Consider the following 12,958-nt stretch of genomic DNA (forward strand, 5'->3'; position numbering starts at 1 on the left):
GTGTTGAGCGAAGCGATACCCATCACCACGGCAGCATGGGTATCGCAAGCTCAACCCATCCTACGAAGGGCACATCGGCGCAAGACAGTTGCTCCTACATTCCGTCTCGCTCAGGCCCGGCGGCGTTCGCGCTGGTCGATCAGGTACTGCAGGCGGAACAGGTGACGGTAGCCGGCTTCCCAGGCCCCGTGGCCGGACTTCACATTGATGTGCCCGGCATCCGGCAGGATCAGCGTCTCGGCGCCCCAGGCGCGGCCCAGCTGCAGGGCGCGCTGCGGGCTGCAGGCGGCGTCGTTGTCCGAGCCCACCAGCACGCTGGGGAAAGGCAGGGCGTCCAGGGCGATGGGGGCGAAGTTGCGCAGCGCCGCGTGGCAGGTCTCGCGCTCGACGTCGGCGGGCGCCACCAGCAGGGCTCCGGAGACCTGGGCCAGGGCCTTGGGCCCGGCGCGGCGGGCCCAGGAAGCGACGGTGACGCAGCCCAGGCTGTGGGCGATCAGCACCACGCGACCGGGCTGGCGGCGGATCTCGCGGTCCAGTTCGGCGACCCAGTCGACATGCCGCGGCGTCACCCAGTCGCGCTGTTCCACCCGCGAGGCGTTGGGCAGCGCGCGCTGCCAGTGGCTCTGCCAGTGCTCGTCCTCCGAGCCGTGCCAGCCGGGCACCAGGACATAGCGGACGCGTTCGCTGCGCATGGGTTCATCCCCCTGAAAGTCGTCATGGGGAGGCAGTGTAGGCGGGCTTCGTCAATAAATTAAGGAATAAAAAATGCTTTGCTTATTCTGCATTTGCTTATTCCCGCACTTCTTGATTCGCGACAAGTATGAAGGGCGCCGGAAGGCGTTGAATCGAAGCTGGGCCCACTCCCTTCAGGCGAACCTCCATGGCCAAGAAATTCCCCCTGCACCCCGCCCACCCCGAACGCATCTGCTGGGGCTGCGACCGCTACTGCCCGGCCTCGGCCATGGGTTGCGGCAATGGCTCCAGCCGCACCCAGCACCCCATCGAGACCTTCGGCGAGGACTGGGCGGATGGGTCAGACTGGGGGCTGGACGAGACGCCGGCGCAACCGATCGAGGTGCGCCAGCCGACGCCCTGACTCAGCCGCTGGCCTTGGCGCAGCAGCGCGCCAGCAGGGCCTCCAGGTTCAGGTCGGGCATGGCGCAGGCGCGCAGCGCGCTGACCGTCTGCTCGACGTATTCGCGGGTGGTGCCGAAGTGCCCCTGGGCGCTGTCGAACACGCGCTGCACGACGCTGTCCGGCAGCGAGCCGGCGTAGCTGGGCAGGTGGCGTTCGAGGACGAAGCCCAGGGCGCGCACCCGGCGGCCATCCTCCAGGCGGCAGCTGAGCCATTCCGGGCGGTAGGAGGCGTAGGGCATCTCGCGCTGCCAGAGGGCGAACAGGTTGGCGTCCAGGCCGTCGTCGGGTAGCCGGTAGGCGAAGCCGGCGCAGGAGCCGCCGCGGTCCAGGCCGAGCACCAGGCCGGGCATCTCCGGGGTACCGCGGTGGGTCAGCGACCACAGGTAGAGCCCACGGTGGTAGCCGTGCACCCGCGCACGGCTGGCCTCGGCCACCGGGAACTCCGGGCGCCAGATCAGCGAGCCGTAGGCGAACAGCCAGACGGCGCCGCCGCCGTGCTCGGCCATGGTGATTTCCAGCGAGGCGCGCAACTGCTCCGCGCTGAATCGTTCCGGCGCCCCTAGCGCCGGTGGATAGAAGGGGCCGTCCAGGTTCATAGACGTGCTCATGCGTAACCCCCAAGGTACCTCACGCTCTGAAAACTTAGCGGATGTGACCTTCTGACAGAAGGGGCGGCTGCGCAAGACACCTTTGCGCGGACGAACGGCGATACCGCCGGTCCGGATGGCAAAAACGCGGGAAAAGAGCCGGAAAAAAAGAGGGCCGCGCGGGGCGGCCCTATCACCAAGATCTTTGCTGGCGTGGGGCGCCAGTGGGTGTGAGGTACCCGACCAGCAGTAGAACAGACGCCCATGACAGGCGCGTGACGGTCACTTGCCGGCCTGCCACTGGCCCTTGCTCTGGCTTTCGCAGAACGGCTGGAGGAAGCGCGCGTCGCTGGCCACGCCGTAGTAGTGGATGTCCTGGCGGTAGGGGCTGTTGGGCACCTGGGCGTTGTTGCAGACGCCGAAGGCGCCACTTGGGCAGGCCTCGGCGTAGGTCACCTCGACCTGCTGGTCCTTCAGCTGCGGCTGACAGAAACCCTCGTGGAACAGCTTCGCCGGGATGCTGCGGTTCTGCTGGCAGACCTTCACGTCGAGGTTCTTGCCGCGGCTGTGCACCACGCAGGCTTCGGCGTGGGCAAGGGCTGGCAGGGCGAGGCAGGACGACAGGAACAGGGCCGGCAGACGCATGAAAACGGGGTCCTTTGAGCGAAGGGCCGACTCTAGCGCTTTTCCCGGCCTGCGTCAGGCGGCAACATGGCGCCATGCTCGAACAGATTCCCACCCATGTGATCGGCGGCCCACTGGGCGCCGGCAAGACCAGCCTGATCCGCGACCTGCTGGCCCAGCGTCCGCCTGGCGAGCGCTGGGCGGTGCTGGTCAACGAATTCGGCCAGGTCGGCCTGGACGCCGCACTGCTGGCCACCGACGCCGACGGCGTGGCCATAGGCGAGGTTGCCGGCGGCTGCCTGTGCTGCGTCAACGGCGCGCCCTTCCAGGTCGGCCTCGCCCGCCTGCTGCGCAAGGCGCGGCCGCAGCGGCTGTTCATCGAACCCTCCGGCCTCGGCCACCCGCGTACCCTGCTGCGCCAGCTGGGCGAGGCGCCCTGGCGCGGCGTGCTGGCGCCGCAGCCGCTGCTGTTGGTGCTGGATGCCGCGGCGCTGGCAGCCGGGGCTTCACTGCCGGAGGCGCAGCAGGACGCCCTGGCCGATGCCGCGCTGCTGGTGCTGAACAAGAGCGAAGCCCTGGATGAGGCGGCCCGCGCGCGTCTGCAAGCCAGCCTGCCGGCGCTGCCGCTGGTGTGGACCGAGCAGGGGCGCCTGCCCTTCGCGAGCCTGCCGTTCGTCGCAGCGTTCGACCCGGCCGCGGCGGTGGAACTGCCAGCCCCCACGGCCGAACTACCGGTACTGCTGACCCGTGCCGCGCCCCTGCGCCAGGTGCACAGCGACGGTGGACACCAGGCCGTCGGCTGGCGCCTGCACGCCGACTGGCACTTCCGCCGCGCGGCGCTGGAGGCCTGGCTGGCCGGCCTGGACGGCTTGCTGCGGGCCAAGGCGGTGCTGCACTGCGAGGGCGGCTGGCAGGCCTGCAACCGGGTGACGGGCGCCGAACCCTGGCAGCCCAGCGCCTGGCGGCGGGACAATCGGCTGGAGCTGATCTTCGCCAAAGAGCAGGATCCGCAGGCGCTGCAGCAGCAAATGTTGACCTGTGCCTGGTTGCCGGATGGCCAATAAGGTTGCCATACCCGGGGCGAATGATAATAATTATCAGATTCTGTCATTTCTCCACAGGCTTCTCCCATGTCGCCATCGCAATCGCGCTCGCCGGCGAGTTCCACTCTCGTCGCGTCCGCCGCGGAACTTCCTTCGTCTTCCGACAGCGACGAAGGACTCTCGCTGCCCTGCGTCAGCGCCCAGCGTGGCAATGAAGCCAACCTGCGTCTGGTGGACTGCTCCGGCGCCCGCCGCGACGAGGAAGTTCCCGTCGCCGAACTGCTGATCCCCTACGCCGCGCCCGTGGAGGGCGTGGAAGACGCGGAGCAGCCGCCCCAGCAGGCGGGCTGGTGGAAGTCTTCCGGGCTGTCCGTGGTGCTGCACCTGGCCGTGGTCGCCGGCCTGGTCTGGGCCGTGCCCAGCCCCGACGAGCTCAACCTCGGCCGTGGCGAAGTGCCGACCATGCAGGTCAGCGTGGTGCAGCTGCCGCCCAAGCCCGAACCGGTGAAGGAGCCGCCGGCCGCCGCGCCCGAGCCGCAGCCGCCGCAACCCACGCCGCCGGAGCCGGTGGTCGAGCCGCCCAAGCCGGAGCCGCCGAAACCCAAGCCCAAGCCGGTGGAAAAGGCGGTGCCGAAGAAGGCGCCCAAGCCCAAGCCGAAACCCAAGCCCGAACCCGAGCCGGCCGAGCAAGCCCAGGCCGAGCCGACGCCGCCCGCCCCGCCGCCGCCTCCGGCCGCGCCGACCGTGGGCCAGAGCACCCCGGGCGCCCAGGCCGCCCCGACCGGCACCCAGGGCCCGGCCGGCCTGCCCACCGGCAGCCTCAACGACAGCGACATCAAGCCGCTGCGCATGGATTCGCCGAAGTACCCGCTGATGGCCCAGCGCCGCGGCATCGAAGGCCACGTGAAAGTGCTGTTCACCATCACCGCCGACGGCCGCATCGACGACATCCAGGTGCTGGACTCCTCGCCGCCGCGGATGTTCGACAACGCCGTGCGCCAGGCCATGGACACCTGGCGCTTCGAGCCGCGCATCAGCGGCGGCCGGATCGTCGCGCGGCAGGCGACCAAGGTCTTCTACTTCAAGCTGGAGGGGCGCCGTTGAGGGGTTCTTCGGTTGATGAGAAACGCGCCTTCGGGCGCGTTTTTTGTTTGTGTTGAGTTCTGCCGGGTGGGGTTGTGTGTCCTGAAGAGCCCCTCTCCCCAGCCCTCTCCCTGAAGGGAGAGGGAGCTAGTCCGTGCCGAGAGGAGGAATGGCTTCAGTCGGAAACCAACGGTGCCGCCGGCTGACTTCAGAACATCCAAGCACACCGAACGGTCCCCTCTCCCTTCAGGGAGAGGGTTAGGGAGAGGGAACAAAGTCAAACCAATGCACCGAACCCGCAAGTGAGCACAGCTCGCTCCTGCGAGAACAACCCATCCTACGAAAAGCGCTTTGGCGCAGTCGCTCCTACAGAAACAGCCCCTCAAGGCAACTCGAACCCACCCGCCGCCTTATGCAGCGCCCGCAGGTGCGCACCGAGCTGCTTGAGGTTGGCCTCCAGCGCCTGCAACTCCTCGCGGCGCTCCGGCTCCAGCAGGGCGCGGACCTCCTGGTCGAGGTTATCGCTGAGCTGGCGCAGGCGCGCCTGGCGGGCCTGGGTCTGTTGTTCCAGGCGCGTCGATTCGCCCGGCTGCGGCAGGCCGTAGCCGCTGTCCAGCAGTTCCGCCGGCTGGCTGAGGAAGCCACTGTCGTCGAGGATCTGCTGCAGCGTCTTGCCCGCCGCCACCAGCTTGGGATCGGCGCGGGCGTCATCGCGGTGGCCCAGGTACAGGCGCTTCAGCTCGTCCTGGGCCAGTTGCAGTTGGCGCCGCAGCGAGGCCTGCTCCAGCAGCAGCATGGCGGCGCTGGCGCGCAGGTCGGCCTTGTCGAACCAGGCGCGGCGCTCGCTGGCGGGCAGGGCCAGCCAGTCCTCGACCTTGGTCTGGGGGATGTCCAGGCGCTGGCGCAGCACCTCGAACATCGCCTGGTAGCGGTCGCGGAAGGAGTCGAAGCGGTAGCCCAGGCGCAGCGCGCGCTTGGGCTCGTCGAGCACGCTGGCGTCGGCCAGGCCGCGGTTCTCCAGGATCTGCACCACGCCGTTGGGGGTGATGCTGTCGAGGTCCTGCAGGCGCGGGTCGGGGATGCCGCTACGCAGCAGCTTGAGGGTTTCCACCGCGCAGTTGTTGGAGATGAAGTAGTAGTTGCCGTCGTAGCCCCAGTGCACCTGCATGGCCCGTTCCACCAGCTCGTCGATCTGCTGGCGATTGAGCTTGAGCGGGATCGAGGCCAGGCTGCGCAGCTCGATCTTGGTGTATTCCTCGATCACCTGGGACAGCGGCAGGACGAACAGCCGCGACGGGTAGGAACCGGTCAGGCCGTCCCAGCTGGACAGCTGCAGGTCGCCGACGAAGGCGCGGTAGGACAGCACCAGGTGCTGGTCCAGGTCCAGCCGGCAATCCGGGCCGCGCGGCCGGCCCGGGGCGCACACCACCAGGCGCAGCATGGCGTGGCCCCAGCGGCTCACCCACTGGTCGTTGGCCTCGGCCAGCAGGTAGTCGACCTCGTAGACGCGCTCCGGGTCCAGCCTGCCCAGCGGCTGGCGGCCGAAGTCGCGGCCGGCGTTGAGGTAGGCGAAGGATTGTTCGCAGGCCTGGCGCTGCGGGCGCTCGCCGAAGCGCTCGGCGTAGTAGCGGTACAGCGCCGGGCGGCGGCAGGCGTAGCTGGGGTCGAGGACGAAGTACTCCATGTTCACCGCGACGAACTCGCGCGGGTTGCTCAGCTCGTAGCGGTCCGGGCTGCGCAGGACGAAGCGGTTGTCGTGCTCGCGCTGGCCACGCTTGCCGGCCAGTTGCGGCCAGCCGGCGAGGTCGAGCAGGCGCGGGTCGTCGGAGAGGGTGAAGCGGCGGTTGGCCTGGCCGCGGCACTCGGCGCCCTCGCCGATGCGCCCGATGCTGCCCTGCTGGCGCGTGCAGCGCTGGATCAGCCGGGCCTCGGCGGGCAGCCAGAGGCGGCCGCGGTCGTACAGGTGGGTCAGCTCGTGGACCACCGTGGCCTGCAGTTCGCGGCGCAGGGTGCCGTGGCTGCGGCCGGTCTTGAGGGTGGCGGCGCTGCCGTCGGCGAGGGCGGCCAGGTACTTGCGGTTCAGAGCGATGGCGCCGGGGCGCAGGGCCTGGCCCATGCCGTTGCCCGGCAGGTCGTCGCGCCACTGAACCTCGACGCGGCGGTCCAGGGCCTGGACGAAGAGTGGCGGCAGCGCCTGGCGGACGTCATCCAGCAGCTGCTGGCTGGCCTGGCGCTGCGCCGGGGCGAGGCCGTCGGGCAGCAGCTCCAGGCGCAGATCGGCCCGGGCGCCGACGGCGGCGAGCAGGCCCAGTGCCGCCAGAGCGCGGCGGCCGCGGGGGATCACAGAGCGAGGATGGCTTCGGCCAGCTGCTGGTCGGAGGCGTCGCGCGCGTCCGGCACCTTCTCGCGGACCACCTTCAGCGCCGCTTCCAGCTGCGCGCCGCGGATGGCGCCTTCGCTGGCGACGAAGCTGGCGGCGTCGTCGCGGGCCTCGCGGACGATCTTCATGTCGCGGATCGAGGTGGTGGTGTCGGAGGTGAAGTCCACGCTGCGGCCGATGGCGTTGGTGGTGATGTTGAACAGGCGGATGACCGACTGGGCCTGGGCGCTGGAGGCGCAGGCGGCCAGCAGCAGGCCGAGGATCAGGGGGCTCTTGGGGATCGAGCTGAGGCGCATGGGAGTCTCCGAAACGGCAGCGGGCGCTGCTCACGACTGACTATTGGGCAAGAATGGCTTCGGCCAGTTCCCGATCGTTCGCCGCGAGCTCCGGGTGCTGTTTGCGCAGCCAGCGCAACGCCTGTTCCAGGCGCGCTCCGCGCACCCGGCCGTCGGTGGCGATGTAGCTGGCGGCATCATCGCGGGCGGCACCGAGCAGTTTGTTCTCGAAAGGCGTACTGGTGACTTTGCTGGTCACGTAGCTGCTGCCGGCGACGAACATGGTGGTCTGTTCGAAGGCCAGCGCGGGGGTGGCCAGGCAGAGGCCGGTGAGCAGGAATAGGAGGCTGCGCATGGGCTATGGCGATCGGAAAAGCACAGCCGACAAGGCTAACGGAATGTGCCGGCAAGAGCCAGCCTCGCAGGCCCGGTAGACGCTCTGAAAAAGCGTCTCCGGGCCGAGGGGGAAGTCAGATGACCAGGATCGCCTGGGCCAGCTGCAGGTCGTTGGCGGCCAGGCTCGGCAGCTTGCCGCGAATGTGCCGCAGCGCCGCTTCCAGATGCGCGCCGCGCACCTGCCCGTCGGTGGCGACGAAGGTGGCGGCGTCGTCGCGGGCGTCCAGGACGATCTTGTCGTCGCGGAAGGAGTTGGTGATGTCGGTGGTACCGTCGGAGGTGGCCTTGGTGGCGCCGACCAGCGCATCGGTAGTGACGATGAAGCTGGTGGCGAAGGCGCCGCTGGCGCAGGTGAGCAGGGCGGCGGCGGTAAGCAGGCGCAGACGATTCATGGATGGACACTCCCAGTCGAGATGAAACCGCGCGGCCAAAGCTGCCGCGCGCTACCGATGCAGACTAGCGGAGCCCGCCCCCGGCGGCCAGCCGCTCAGCGCCAGAAAGGTTTCGAAAGTTCCCGCTCGCGCTGGCAACGGTCGATTCCGGCGTCGGCCAACTCGCGTTCGCCGAGCTGGGCGAGCTGGTGGCGGGTGCGGGCGTTTTGCAGGCAATGCCGTAGCACCGCCATGAGGCGCTTGATCGATACGCGGCATGGCGTCGGGGTGATGTCGAGGTGCGGAACACGGTGGCTGTGGTTACGGTCCATCTGTCTGCTCTCCCTGGCGGAAGAACAGCATCCAGCCGATGAGGCGCCGCCGCCAGACACAGGTATCGACTCGACGATCGATACACCTGCACGTCCGAGATCATCTGTACTGTTGCGTTCCAGCGTCGCTGTGTGGGTCCCTTGCGGCGCTGGGGATCGACATTCGTGGCAGGAGCGACCCTTCGCTCGGCATTCGCACACGACAGTCCGGAAGTTGTCGTCCGTCGCAATGACTCGCCAGTCACTATTAGCTGTGGTTGTGTAGAAGACGCTCCGCCATGGCCTTATCTGCCAGACATATCTGTCAGTAATTTGCACTTTCACTACAAAAGCCTTGAATTAGACGGTGCGAAATGGCTTTTTAGAGCGTGTACACAGTCTTGCCAGGCTGCGGCAGGATGTCGCGATTTGGTCTGACTGGTAGCGAAGAGACCCTGTGCGTGGCCGGATTTTTCGGCACCAAACATTCAATAACAACAATGGTTCTCTGCTGTCAGGTTGCTGAAAACAACGATGAAAACGATCATTCTCGTTCGGAGTCTGTGCGAAGGACTGGATCCTTCCGATGTTCTGGGGGTACCTGGACAAGGGATACAGTTTCTCAAGCGAGCGATCTGGCCCGTCCTGAACGCGATCGGGGAACCGGTCGGGGTGGGCCTGGATGCCGACTTGCGTGCCATTTGCCAAAACTACCGGGAGGCAGGCCGCCCCGTGGTGCTGTGCCACTTCGGGCTGCCCCTGTCCCAGGCCGTGGAGCCTGGCTGCCCCTGTTTCTACGTCTTTCCCTGGGCCTTCGCGGACCTGCCGCCCGAGGCTGCAACCTGGCGAGCGCCGTTGGCGCGTAGCGAGGGTGTGATCACCTTCAGCCAGCAGGCGGCCGACGCCATCCGCACGTTGATGGGCAACGATTTCCCCGTCCTGGTGAGCGCCGCCCAACCCTGGGAGCGGTTCGCCGCCCTGGCCCCGGACGAAGGACTCAGCATCTCGCTGGCCCCGCGTACGCTGGATTTCCGTGGACAACTGCTGGACAGCCCATCGATCGGGTTGTGCGTGGACGGACTGGCCCGTGTCGAGCCGCCTTCCTCGTCTCCGCTGACCCAGGAAGCGCCTGTTGCCGCCGCGCAACCACTGGCCTGGCGGCGGCGCCTGGCTATCAGTCGGACCTTGCTGCGGGACTGGTGGAACGAGGCCGTAGTCGAACTGCTGCGGCCACGGCCTACTGCCGCGGCAATGCCAGCGCCGCCTCGGCAGGTGCCTGATGGCTGCTTGCCGGCCATCGAACAGAAGGTACGGCTGCACGGGGTGATTTTCACCTGCGTGCTCAGCGCCGAGGACCCGTCCCGCAACTGGACCGAAATGCTCACCGCCTTCTGCTGGACCTTCAGGGATCAGCCCGATGCCACCCTCGTTTTCAAGCTGACCCACAGCAACCTGTCCTCCGGACGCATAGCGATGCTCACCAACCTGTCGCGCCTGTCGCCGTTCCAGTGCCGCGTGGTGGTGATCAATGCTCACTTGGAAGACACCGAGTACGCGCGCTTGGTCGCGGCCAGCCATTATCTGGTGCACCCCGCGCAGAGCGAGGGCTCCGCCCTCACCGTGCAGGAGTTCATGAGCGCCGGCCGGCCCGTGCTGGCGCCTCGCCACAGCGCGCTGTGTGAGTGGATCGGGGACGACCACCCCTTCCTCATCCGCTCCGCCGAGCAGCCTGCCTACTGGGTGCAGGATGCCGATAAGCGCCTGCACTTGCGTGACCACCGCCTCGACTGGACCTCGATGTGCGAGGTGTTCGCCCGCGCGTTCGCCGTGGCGATGGAGAATCCGCAACGTTACCGGCAGCTTTCGCGAGCGGCGCGGGAGGCCGCCAGGGAGCGCTGCGACCGGACACGGCTGGCCGACAACTGGCGACAGTTCCTCGCGCCGCGACGTACCGATGCCCAGCCTGTGGCACTTCAGGTGGGGGCCGGTTCATGAGGATCCTGGTCTACTCGGAAACGAACGCTTCCACCATCCGTAACAGCCTCGGCGCACCGGAGTACAGCTATTACTTCGTCCTCAAGGAGTTCCTGCCGGCACTGCGCGAACTGGGCGAGGTGGTGGTGGTCAGCGACCCGGGGGTGGAGGTCGACCCGCTCTACCGGGAAAGCCGCGAACGCGGGCAGGCCTGCGTGTTCCTGAGCTTCTCGCCGCCGCACAAGACGCAGGCGAACCTGGAGTGCCCGACCATCCCGGTGTTCGCCTGGGAGTTCGACAGCATTCCCCACGAGGTCTGGTTGCGCGACTTCACCCAGGACTGGCCGTTCATGTTGCGCCAGTTCGGCCAGGCGATCACTCACTCGCAGTCGACGGTGGCAGCGGCGCGCAAGGTGCTGCACGCCACCTACCCGATGCTCTCGGTGCCGGCGCCGGTATGGGATTCCTTCGCGGCGCTGCGCGCGCTGCCAATGGCGACCGGGCGCCAATCGATACGCGGCAACGGTGTGGTTTTCGAAAGCTGGAAACTGGACCTGCAGTCGTTCCTGCATGCCGACCCCGAGCGCTGGCATCTGCTGTTCAAGGGCGAGACACCTCCTGTCGAGCAGGAAGGTTTGTCTGACGCGACGCCGCCCGCCCGGCCCGAGCCTGCAGCAACGCCACGGGTCGAGTCCTGGGAGGGCTGGCTGAAAGTTCACCGCCGCTACCTGGCGGCCTGGTACCTGCTGGTGGTACGGGACCTACTGCCGAAATCCGCCAAGGCCGGGCTGCGCAAGCTATTGCGGCGCTCGGTGGCGACCGCGCCAGATGTCGGCGAGCCCGTCGAAGTCGCCGAAGCCGAGCAGGACCCGTTCCCCCAGCGCGTACTATTCGAGCCGGCGCCCTTCGATCTTGAGCTGCAAGGCGTGATCTTCACCACAGTGTTCAATCCTTACGACGGCCGCAAGAACTGGGAAGATCTGATCAGCGCTTTCTGCGCGGCATTCGCCGACAGCCCCGATGCCGCGCTGGTGTTCAAGCTGACCCACCGCGAATACTGCTCGGCGATGACTGCAATGGCCCGCTGCATGGCGCGCCTGCCCGCGTTCCGCTGCCGCATCGTGCTACTGCATGGCTATCTGGAAGACGCCGATTACCAGGCGTTGATGGCAGCCACCAACTATGTGGTGAACGCTTCCTTCGGCGAGGGACAATGCCTGCCGCTGATGGAGTTCCTCTCCTGTGGCAAGCCGGCGATCGCCCCCGCACACTCCGGCATGAGCGACTACATCGACGAGGACGTGGCGTTCGTGGTGGACAGCTGGGCGGAAGCCACCGCCTGGCCGCACGATCCGCGCTCGGCGATCCGTACCTGTCGGCAACAGATCGACTGGACTTCGCTGGTTGCCGCATACAGGAATGCCTATCGCACCTTCCACGAGCAGCCGGAACAGTACCGGGCCATGGCGGAAAGGGCCGTGCAGCGCATGGAGGGTTACTGCTCCAGGCGAGCGGTGAATGAGCGCCTGGCGCCGTTCCTTGCGGCTGCCTCGGCGCGAGCCGAGGGCATGGCAAGCCCGATGGCGAGTGCGCTGCAATGAACCAGAGAATCGGTGACATCGAAGTCCTCAGGGCCTGCGCAGTGTTGATGGTGGCCTTCCAGCACCTCAATGGCTCACTGACGACGCTCGACGCCCCAAGCCTTCCCTGGCCGATGCTCCATCTGGGTGGCAGCTTCGGCGTCGACCTGTTCTTCGCCATCTCCGGCTTCGTCATTGCCCGCAACCTACTGCCGAAACTGGCGCGTCAGAGCAGCTGGAGCGCTGCCTGGCCAGTGGTCAAGGTCTTCTGGATCCGCCGTTTCTGGCGCCTGGTGCCCTCGGCCTGGTTATGGTTGGCGATCATCCTGCTGCTCGTCTGGCAGTTCAACGACAGTGGCGTGTTCGGCAAGCTCGGGAGCAACCTGGACGCAACACTGGCGGGGGTCCTGAATTACGCCAACGTACGGTTCGCCTCCTGCTTCGGGCGCTGCGATTTCTACGTCAGCTTCGTCTACTGGAGCCTGTCGCTGGAGGAGCAGTTCTATCTGCTGTTCCCGCTGCTGCTGGTGTTCGTCGGCCGGCGCGCATTGCCCGTGGTGCTGATCGTCCTGGTCCTGGTGCAGATGCTGCAGTTTCGAGGTCTCTGGCTCATGGCCTTCCGTACCGATGCCTTGCTGCTTGGTGTGCTCCTGGCGATGGCCAGCGGTAGCGGTCTGTACCAGCGGCTCAGGCCCGAGCGGCTCGCCAAGGTACCGTTTCTGGCCAGTCTCGCGCTGTTAGCGGGCGTGACGGCAATGCTGGTGCTAGGAAAGCCGGCGCGGGGTTACTTCACCTTCGAGATCAGCCTGGTAGCGCTGTTGTCGTTACTCCTGGTCTGGCTGGCATCGTACGACCTGGGGCTCTTCTGTCGGGTCCGCTGGTTGCGTGCGGTGATGCTCTGGCTGGGCAGCCGTTCCTACGCCATCTACCTGATCCACGTCCCAGTCTATCTGCTGATGCGCGAGCTGCAGCATCGGCTGCTCGGCAACAGTGGCACGAGTAGCCTGACCTACCTCGCCATCGCGTTGCCCGTGTCCTGGTTGCTGATCGCAGGCCTGGCCGAACTCAACTTCCGATTCGTGGAGTCGCCGCTACGCCGCTTCGGCGTGCGGCTGACCTCTGGTTCGCGAGCGTCCACGACGCCTCGGGAGACCTTGCCTTTTACCGAACCGGCATCGACGAATTCATAAGGAGCGC

14 protein-coding genes are annotated in these 12,958 nt (G+C 67.3%); 6 read left to right on the plus strand and 8 right to left on the minus strand.

Going from position 1 to position 12,958, the window contains the following annotated elements; translation table 11 throughout:
- Positions 1 to 110 precede the first annotated feature (110 nt).
- Positions 111 to 692, minus strand: a complete 582-nt coding sequence (locus RN02_RS27960) for an alpha/beta hydrolase (protein ID WP_043318485.1) — start codon at positions 690 to 692, stop codon at positions 111 to 113.
- A gap of 188 nt (positions 693 to 880) precedes the next feature.
- Between RN02_RS27960 and RN02_RS27965 the strand changes: the two genes are divergently transcribed.
- Entirely contained in the window at positions 881 to 1,096 is a 216-nt protein-coding gene (locus RN02_RS27965; protein ID WP_009614763.1) for a DUF3079 domain-containing protein, read from the plus strand.
- Between the two features lies 1 nt (position 1,097).
- Here the strand turns inward: RN02_RS27965 and RN02_RS27970 are convergent, their stop codons facing one another.
- Both RN02_RS27970 and RN02_RS27975 read right to left on the minus strand, forming a co-directional pair.
- Positions 1,098 to 1,745 (minus strand): gamma-glutamylcyclotransferase, encoded by a 648-nt coding sequence (locus RN02_RS27970; RefSeq protein ID WP_043318486.1) that lies wholly within the window; start codon positions 1,743 to 1,745, stop codon positions 1,098 to 1,100.
- Positions 1,746 to 2,006: 261 nt separating this feature from the next.
- On the minus strand, positions 2,007 to 2,369 hold the full coding sequence (locus RN02_RS27975; RefSeq protein WP_043318487.1) for a hypothetical protein: 363 nt from the start codon (positions 2,367 to 2,369) through the stop codon (positions 2,007 to 2,009).
- 74 nt (positions 2,370 to 2,443) lie between these two features.
- On the opposite strand from RN02_RS27975, the gene RN02_RS27980 reads away from it, so the two are divergent.
- Positions 2,444 to 3,412: a CobW family GTP-binding protein gene (locus RN02_RS27980; protein WP_043318488.1), complete on the plus strand. Its 969-nt coding sequence runs from the start codon at positions 2,444 to 2,446 to the stop codon at positions 3,410 to 3,412.
- A 66-nt stretch (positions 3,413 to 3,478) separates the two neighbouring features.
- Complete coding sequence (locus RN02_RS27985) at positions 3,479 to 4,495, plus strand: energy transducer TonB (protein WP_009614755.1); 1,017 nt, start codon at positions 3,479 to 3,481, stop codon at positions 4,493 to 4,495.
- Between the two features lie 361 nt (positions 4,496 to 4,856).
- On the opposite strand, the gene RN02_RS27990 is transcribed toward RN02_RS27985, so the two are convergent.
- The 5 genes from RN02_RS27990 to RN02_RS34065 all read right to left on the minus strand — a co-directional run bounded on the left by RN02_RS27990 (position 4,857) and on the right by RN02_RS34065 (position 8,228).
- Positions 4,857 to 6,815: a DUF7844 domain-containing protein gene (locus RN02_RS27990; protein WP_152623826.1), complete on the minus strand. Its 1,959-nt coding sequence runs from the start codon at positions 6,813 to 6,815 to the stop codon at positions 4,857 to 4,859.
- A complete protein-coding gene (locus RN02_RS27995; RefSeq protein WP_009614751.1) occupies positions 6,815 to 7,150 on the minus strand; it encodes a DUF2388 domain-containing protein in 336 nt (111 codons plus the stop codon). The genes RN02_RS27990 and RN02_RS27995 overlap by 1 nt, the downstream gene beginning before the upstream one ends.
- A 40-nt stretch (positions 7,151 to 7,190) precedes the next feature.
- Positions 7,191 to 7,484 (minus strand): DUF2388 domain-containing protein, encoded by a 294-nt coding sequence (locus RN02_RS28000; protein ID WP_043269916.1) that lies wholly within the window; start codon positions 7,482 to 7,484, stop codon positions 7,191 to 7,193.
- A gap of 115 nt (positions 7,485 to 7,599) precedes the next feature.
- Positions 7,600 to 7,917 carry a DUF2388 domain-containing protein gene (locus RN02_RS28005; protein WP_043318489.1) on the minus strand — a complete coding sequence of 106 codons (318 nt, stop codon included), beginning with the start codon at positions 7,915 to 7,917 and terminating at the stop codon, positions 7,600 to 7,602.
- Between the two features lie 95 nt (positions 7,918 to 8,012).
- Positions 8,013 to 8,228 carry a DUF1127 domain-containing protein gene (locus tag RN02_RS34065; protein ID WP_043269920.1) on the minus strand — a complete coding sequence of 72 codons (216 nt, stop codon included), beginning with the start codon at positions 8,226 to 8,228 and terminating at the stop codon, positions 8,013 to 8,015.
- A 513-nt stretch (positions 8,229 to 8,741) separates the two neighbouring features.
- Here RN02_RS34065 and RN02_RS28015 point away from each other — a divergent pair.
- Genes RN02_RS28015 through RN02_RS28025 form a run of 3 tightly spaced genes read left to right on the plus strand, consistent with a single transcriptional unit; the run spans position 8,742 to position 12,951 of the window.
- The gene (locus tag RN02_RS28015) at positions 8,742 to 10,202 is read left to right on the plus strand and encodes a glycosyltransferase (protein ID WP_043318490.1); all 1,461 of its coding nucleotides are present in this window, start codon (positions 8,742 to 8,744) and stop codon (positions 10,200 to 10,202) included.
- Positions 10,199 to 11,782, plus strand: coding sequence for a glycosyltransferase (locus RN02_RS28020; protein ID WP_043318491.1), 1,584 nt, complete (start codon positions 10,199 to 10,201; stop codon positions 11,780 to 11,782). The genes RN02_RS28015 and RN02_RS28020 overlap by 4 nt, the downstream gene beginning before the upstream one ends.
- Positions 11,779 to 12,951, plus strand: a complete 1,173-nt coding sequence (locus tag RN02_RS28025; RefSeq protein ID WP_043269926.1) for an acyltransferase family protein — start codon at positions 11,779 to 11,781, stop codon at positions 12,949 to 12,951. The genes RN02_RS28020 and RN02_RS28025 overlap by 4 nt, the downstream gene beginning before the upstream one ends.
- Positions 12,952 to 12,958: the final 7 nt, after the last annotated feature.

It is taken from the genome of Pseudomonas sp. PI1 (assembly GCF_000812405.1).
Classification (GTDB): Bacteria; Pseudomonadota; Gammaproteobacteria; order Pseudomonadales; family Pseudomonadaceae; genus Pseudomonas; species Pseudomonas citronellolis.

Excerpts from the sequence above, each read along its gene's own strand:
- RN02_RS27960 (WP_043318485.1), bottom strand. The coding sequence starts at position 692 with ATGCGCAGCGAACGCGTCCGCTATGTCCTGGTGCCCGGCTGGCACGGC.
- RN02_RS27965 (WP_009614763.1), top strand. The coding sequence starts at position 881 with ATGGCCAAGAAATTCCCCCTGCACCCCGCCCACCCCGAACGCATCTGC.
- RN02_RS27970 (WP_043318486.1), bottom strand. The coding sequence starts at position 1,745 with ATGAGCACGTCTATGAACCTGGACGGCCCCTTCTATCCACCGGCGCTA.
- RN02_RS27975 (WP_043318487.1), bottom strand. The coding sequence starts at position 2,369 with ATGCGTCTGCCGGCCCTGTTCCTGTCGTCCTGCCTCGCCCTGCCAGCC.
- RN02_RS27980 (WP_043318488.1), top strand. The coding sequence starts at position 2,444 with ATGCTCGAACAGATTCCCACCCATGTGATCGGCGGCCCACTGGGCGCC.
- RN02_RS27985 (WP_009614755.1), top strand. The coding sequence starts at position 3,479 with ATGTCGCCATCGCAATCGCGCTCGCCGGCGAGTTCCACTCTCGTCGCG.
- RN02_RS27995 (WP_009614751.1), bottom strand. The coding sequence starts at position 7,150 with ATGCGCCTCAGCTCGATCCCCAAGAGCCCCCTGATCCTCGGCCTGCTG.
- RN02_RS28000 (WP_043269916.1), bottom strand. The coding sequence starts at position 7,484 with ATGCGCAGCCTCCTATTCCTGCTCACCGGCCTCTGCCTGGCCACCCCC.
- RN02_RS28005 (WP_043318489.1), bottom strand. The coding sequence starts at position 7,917 with ATGAATCGTCTGCGCCTGCTTACCGCCGCCGCCCTGCTCACCTGCGCC.
- RN02_RS34065 (WP_043269920.1), bottom strand. The coding sequence starts at position 8,228 with ATGGACCGTAACCACAGCCACCGTGTTCCGCACCTCGACATCACCCCG.
- RN02_RS28015 (WP_043318490.1), top strand. The coding sequence starts at position 8,742 with ATGAAAACGATCATTCTCGTTCGGAGTCTGTGCGAAGGACTGGATCCT.
- RN02_RS28020 (WP_043318491.1), top strand. The coding sequence starts at position 10,199 with ATGAGGATCCTGGTCTACTCGGAAACGAACGCTTCCACCATCCGTAAC.
- RN02_RS28025 (WP_043269926.1), top strand. The coding sequence starts at position 11,779 with ATGAACCAGAGAATCGGTGACATCGAAGTCCTCAGGGCCTGCGCAGTG.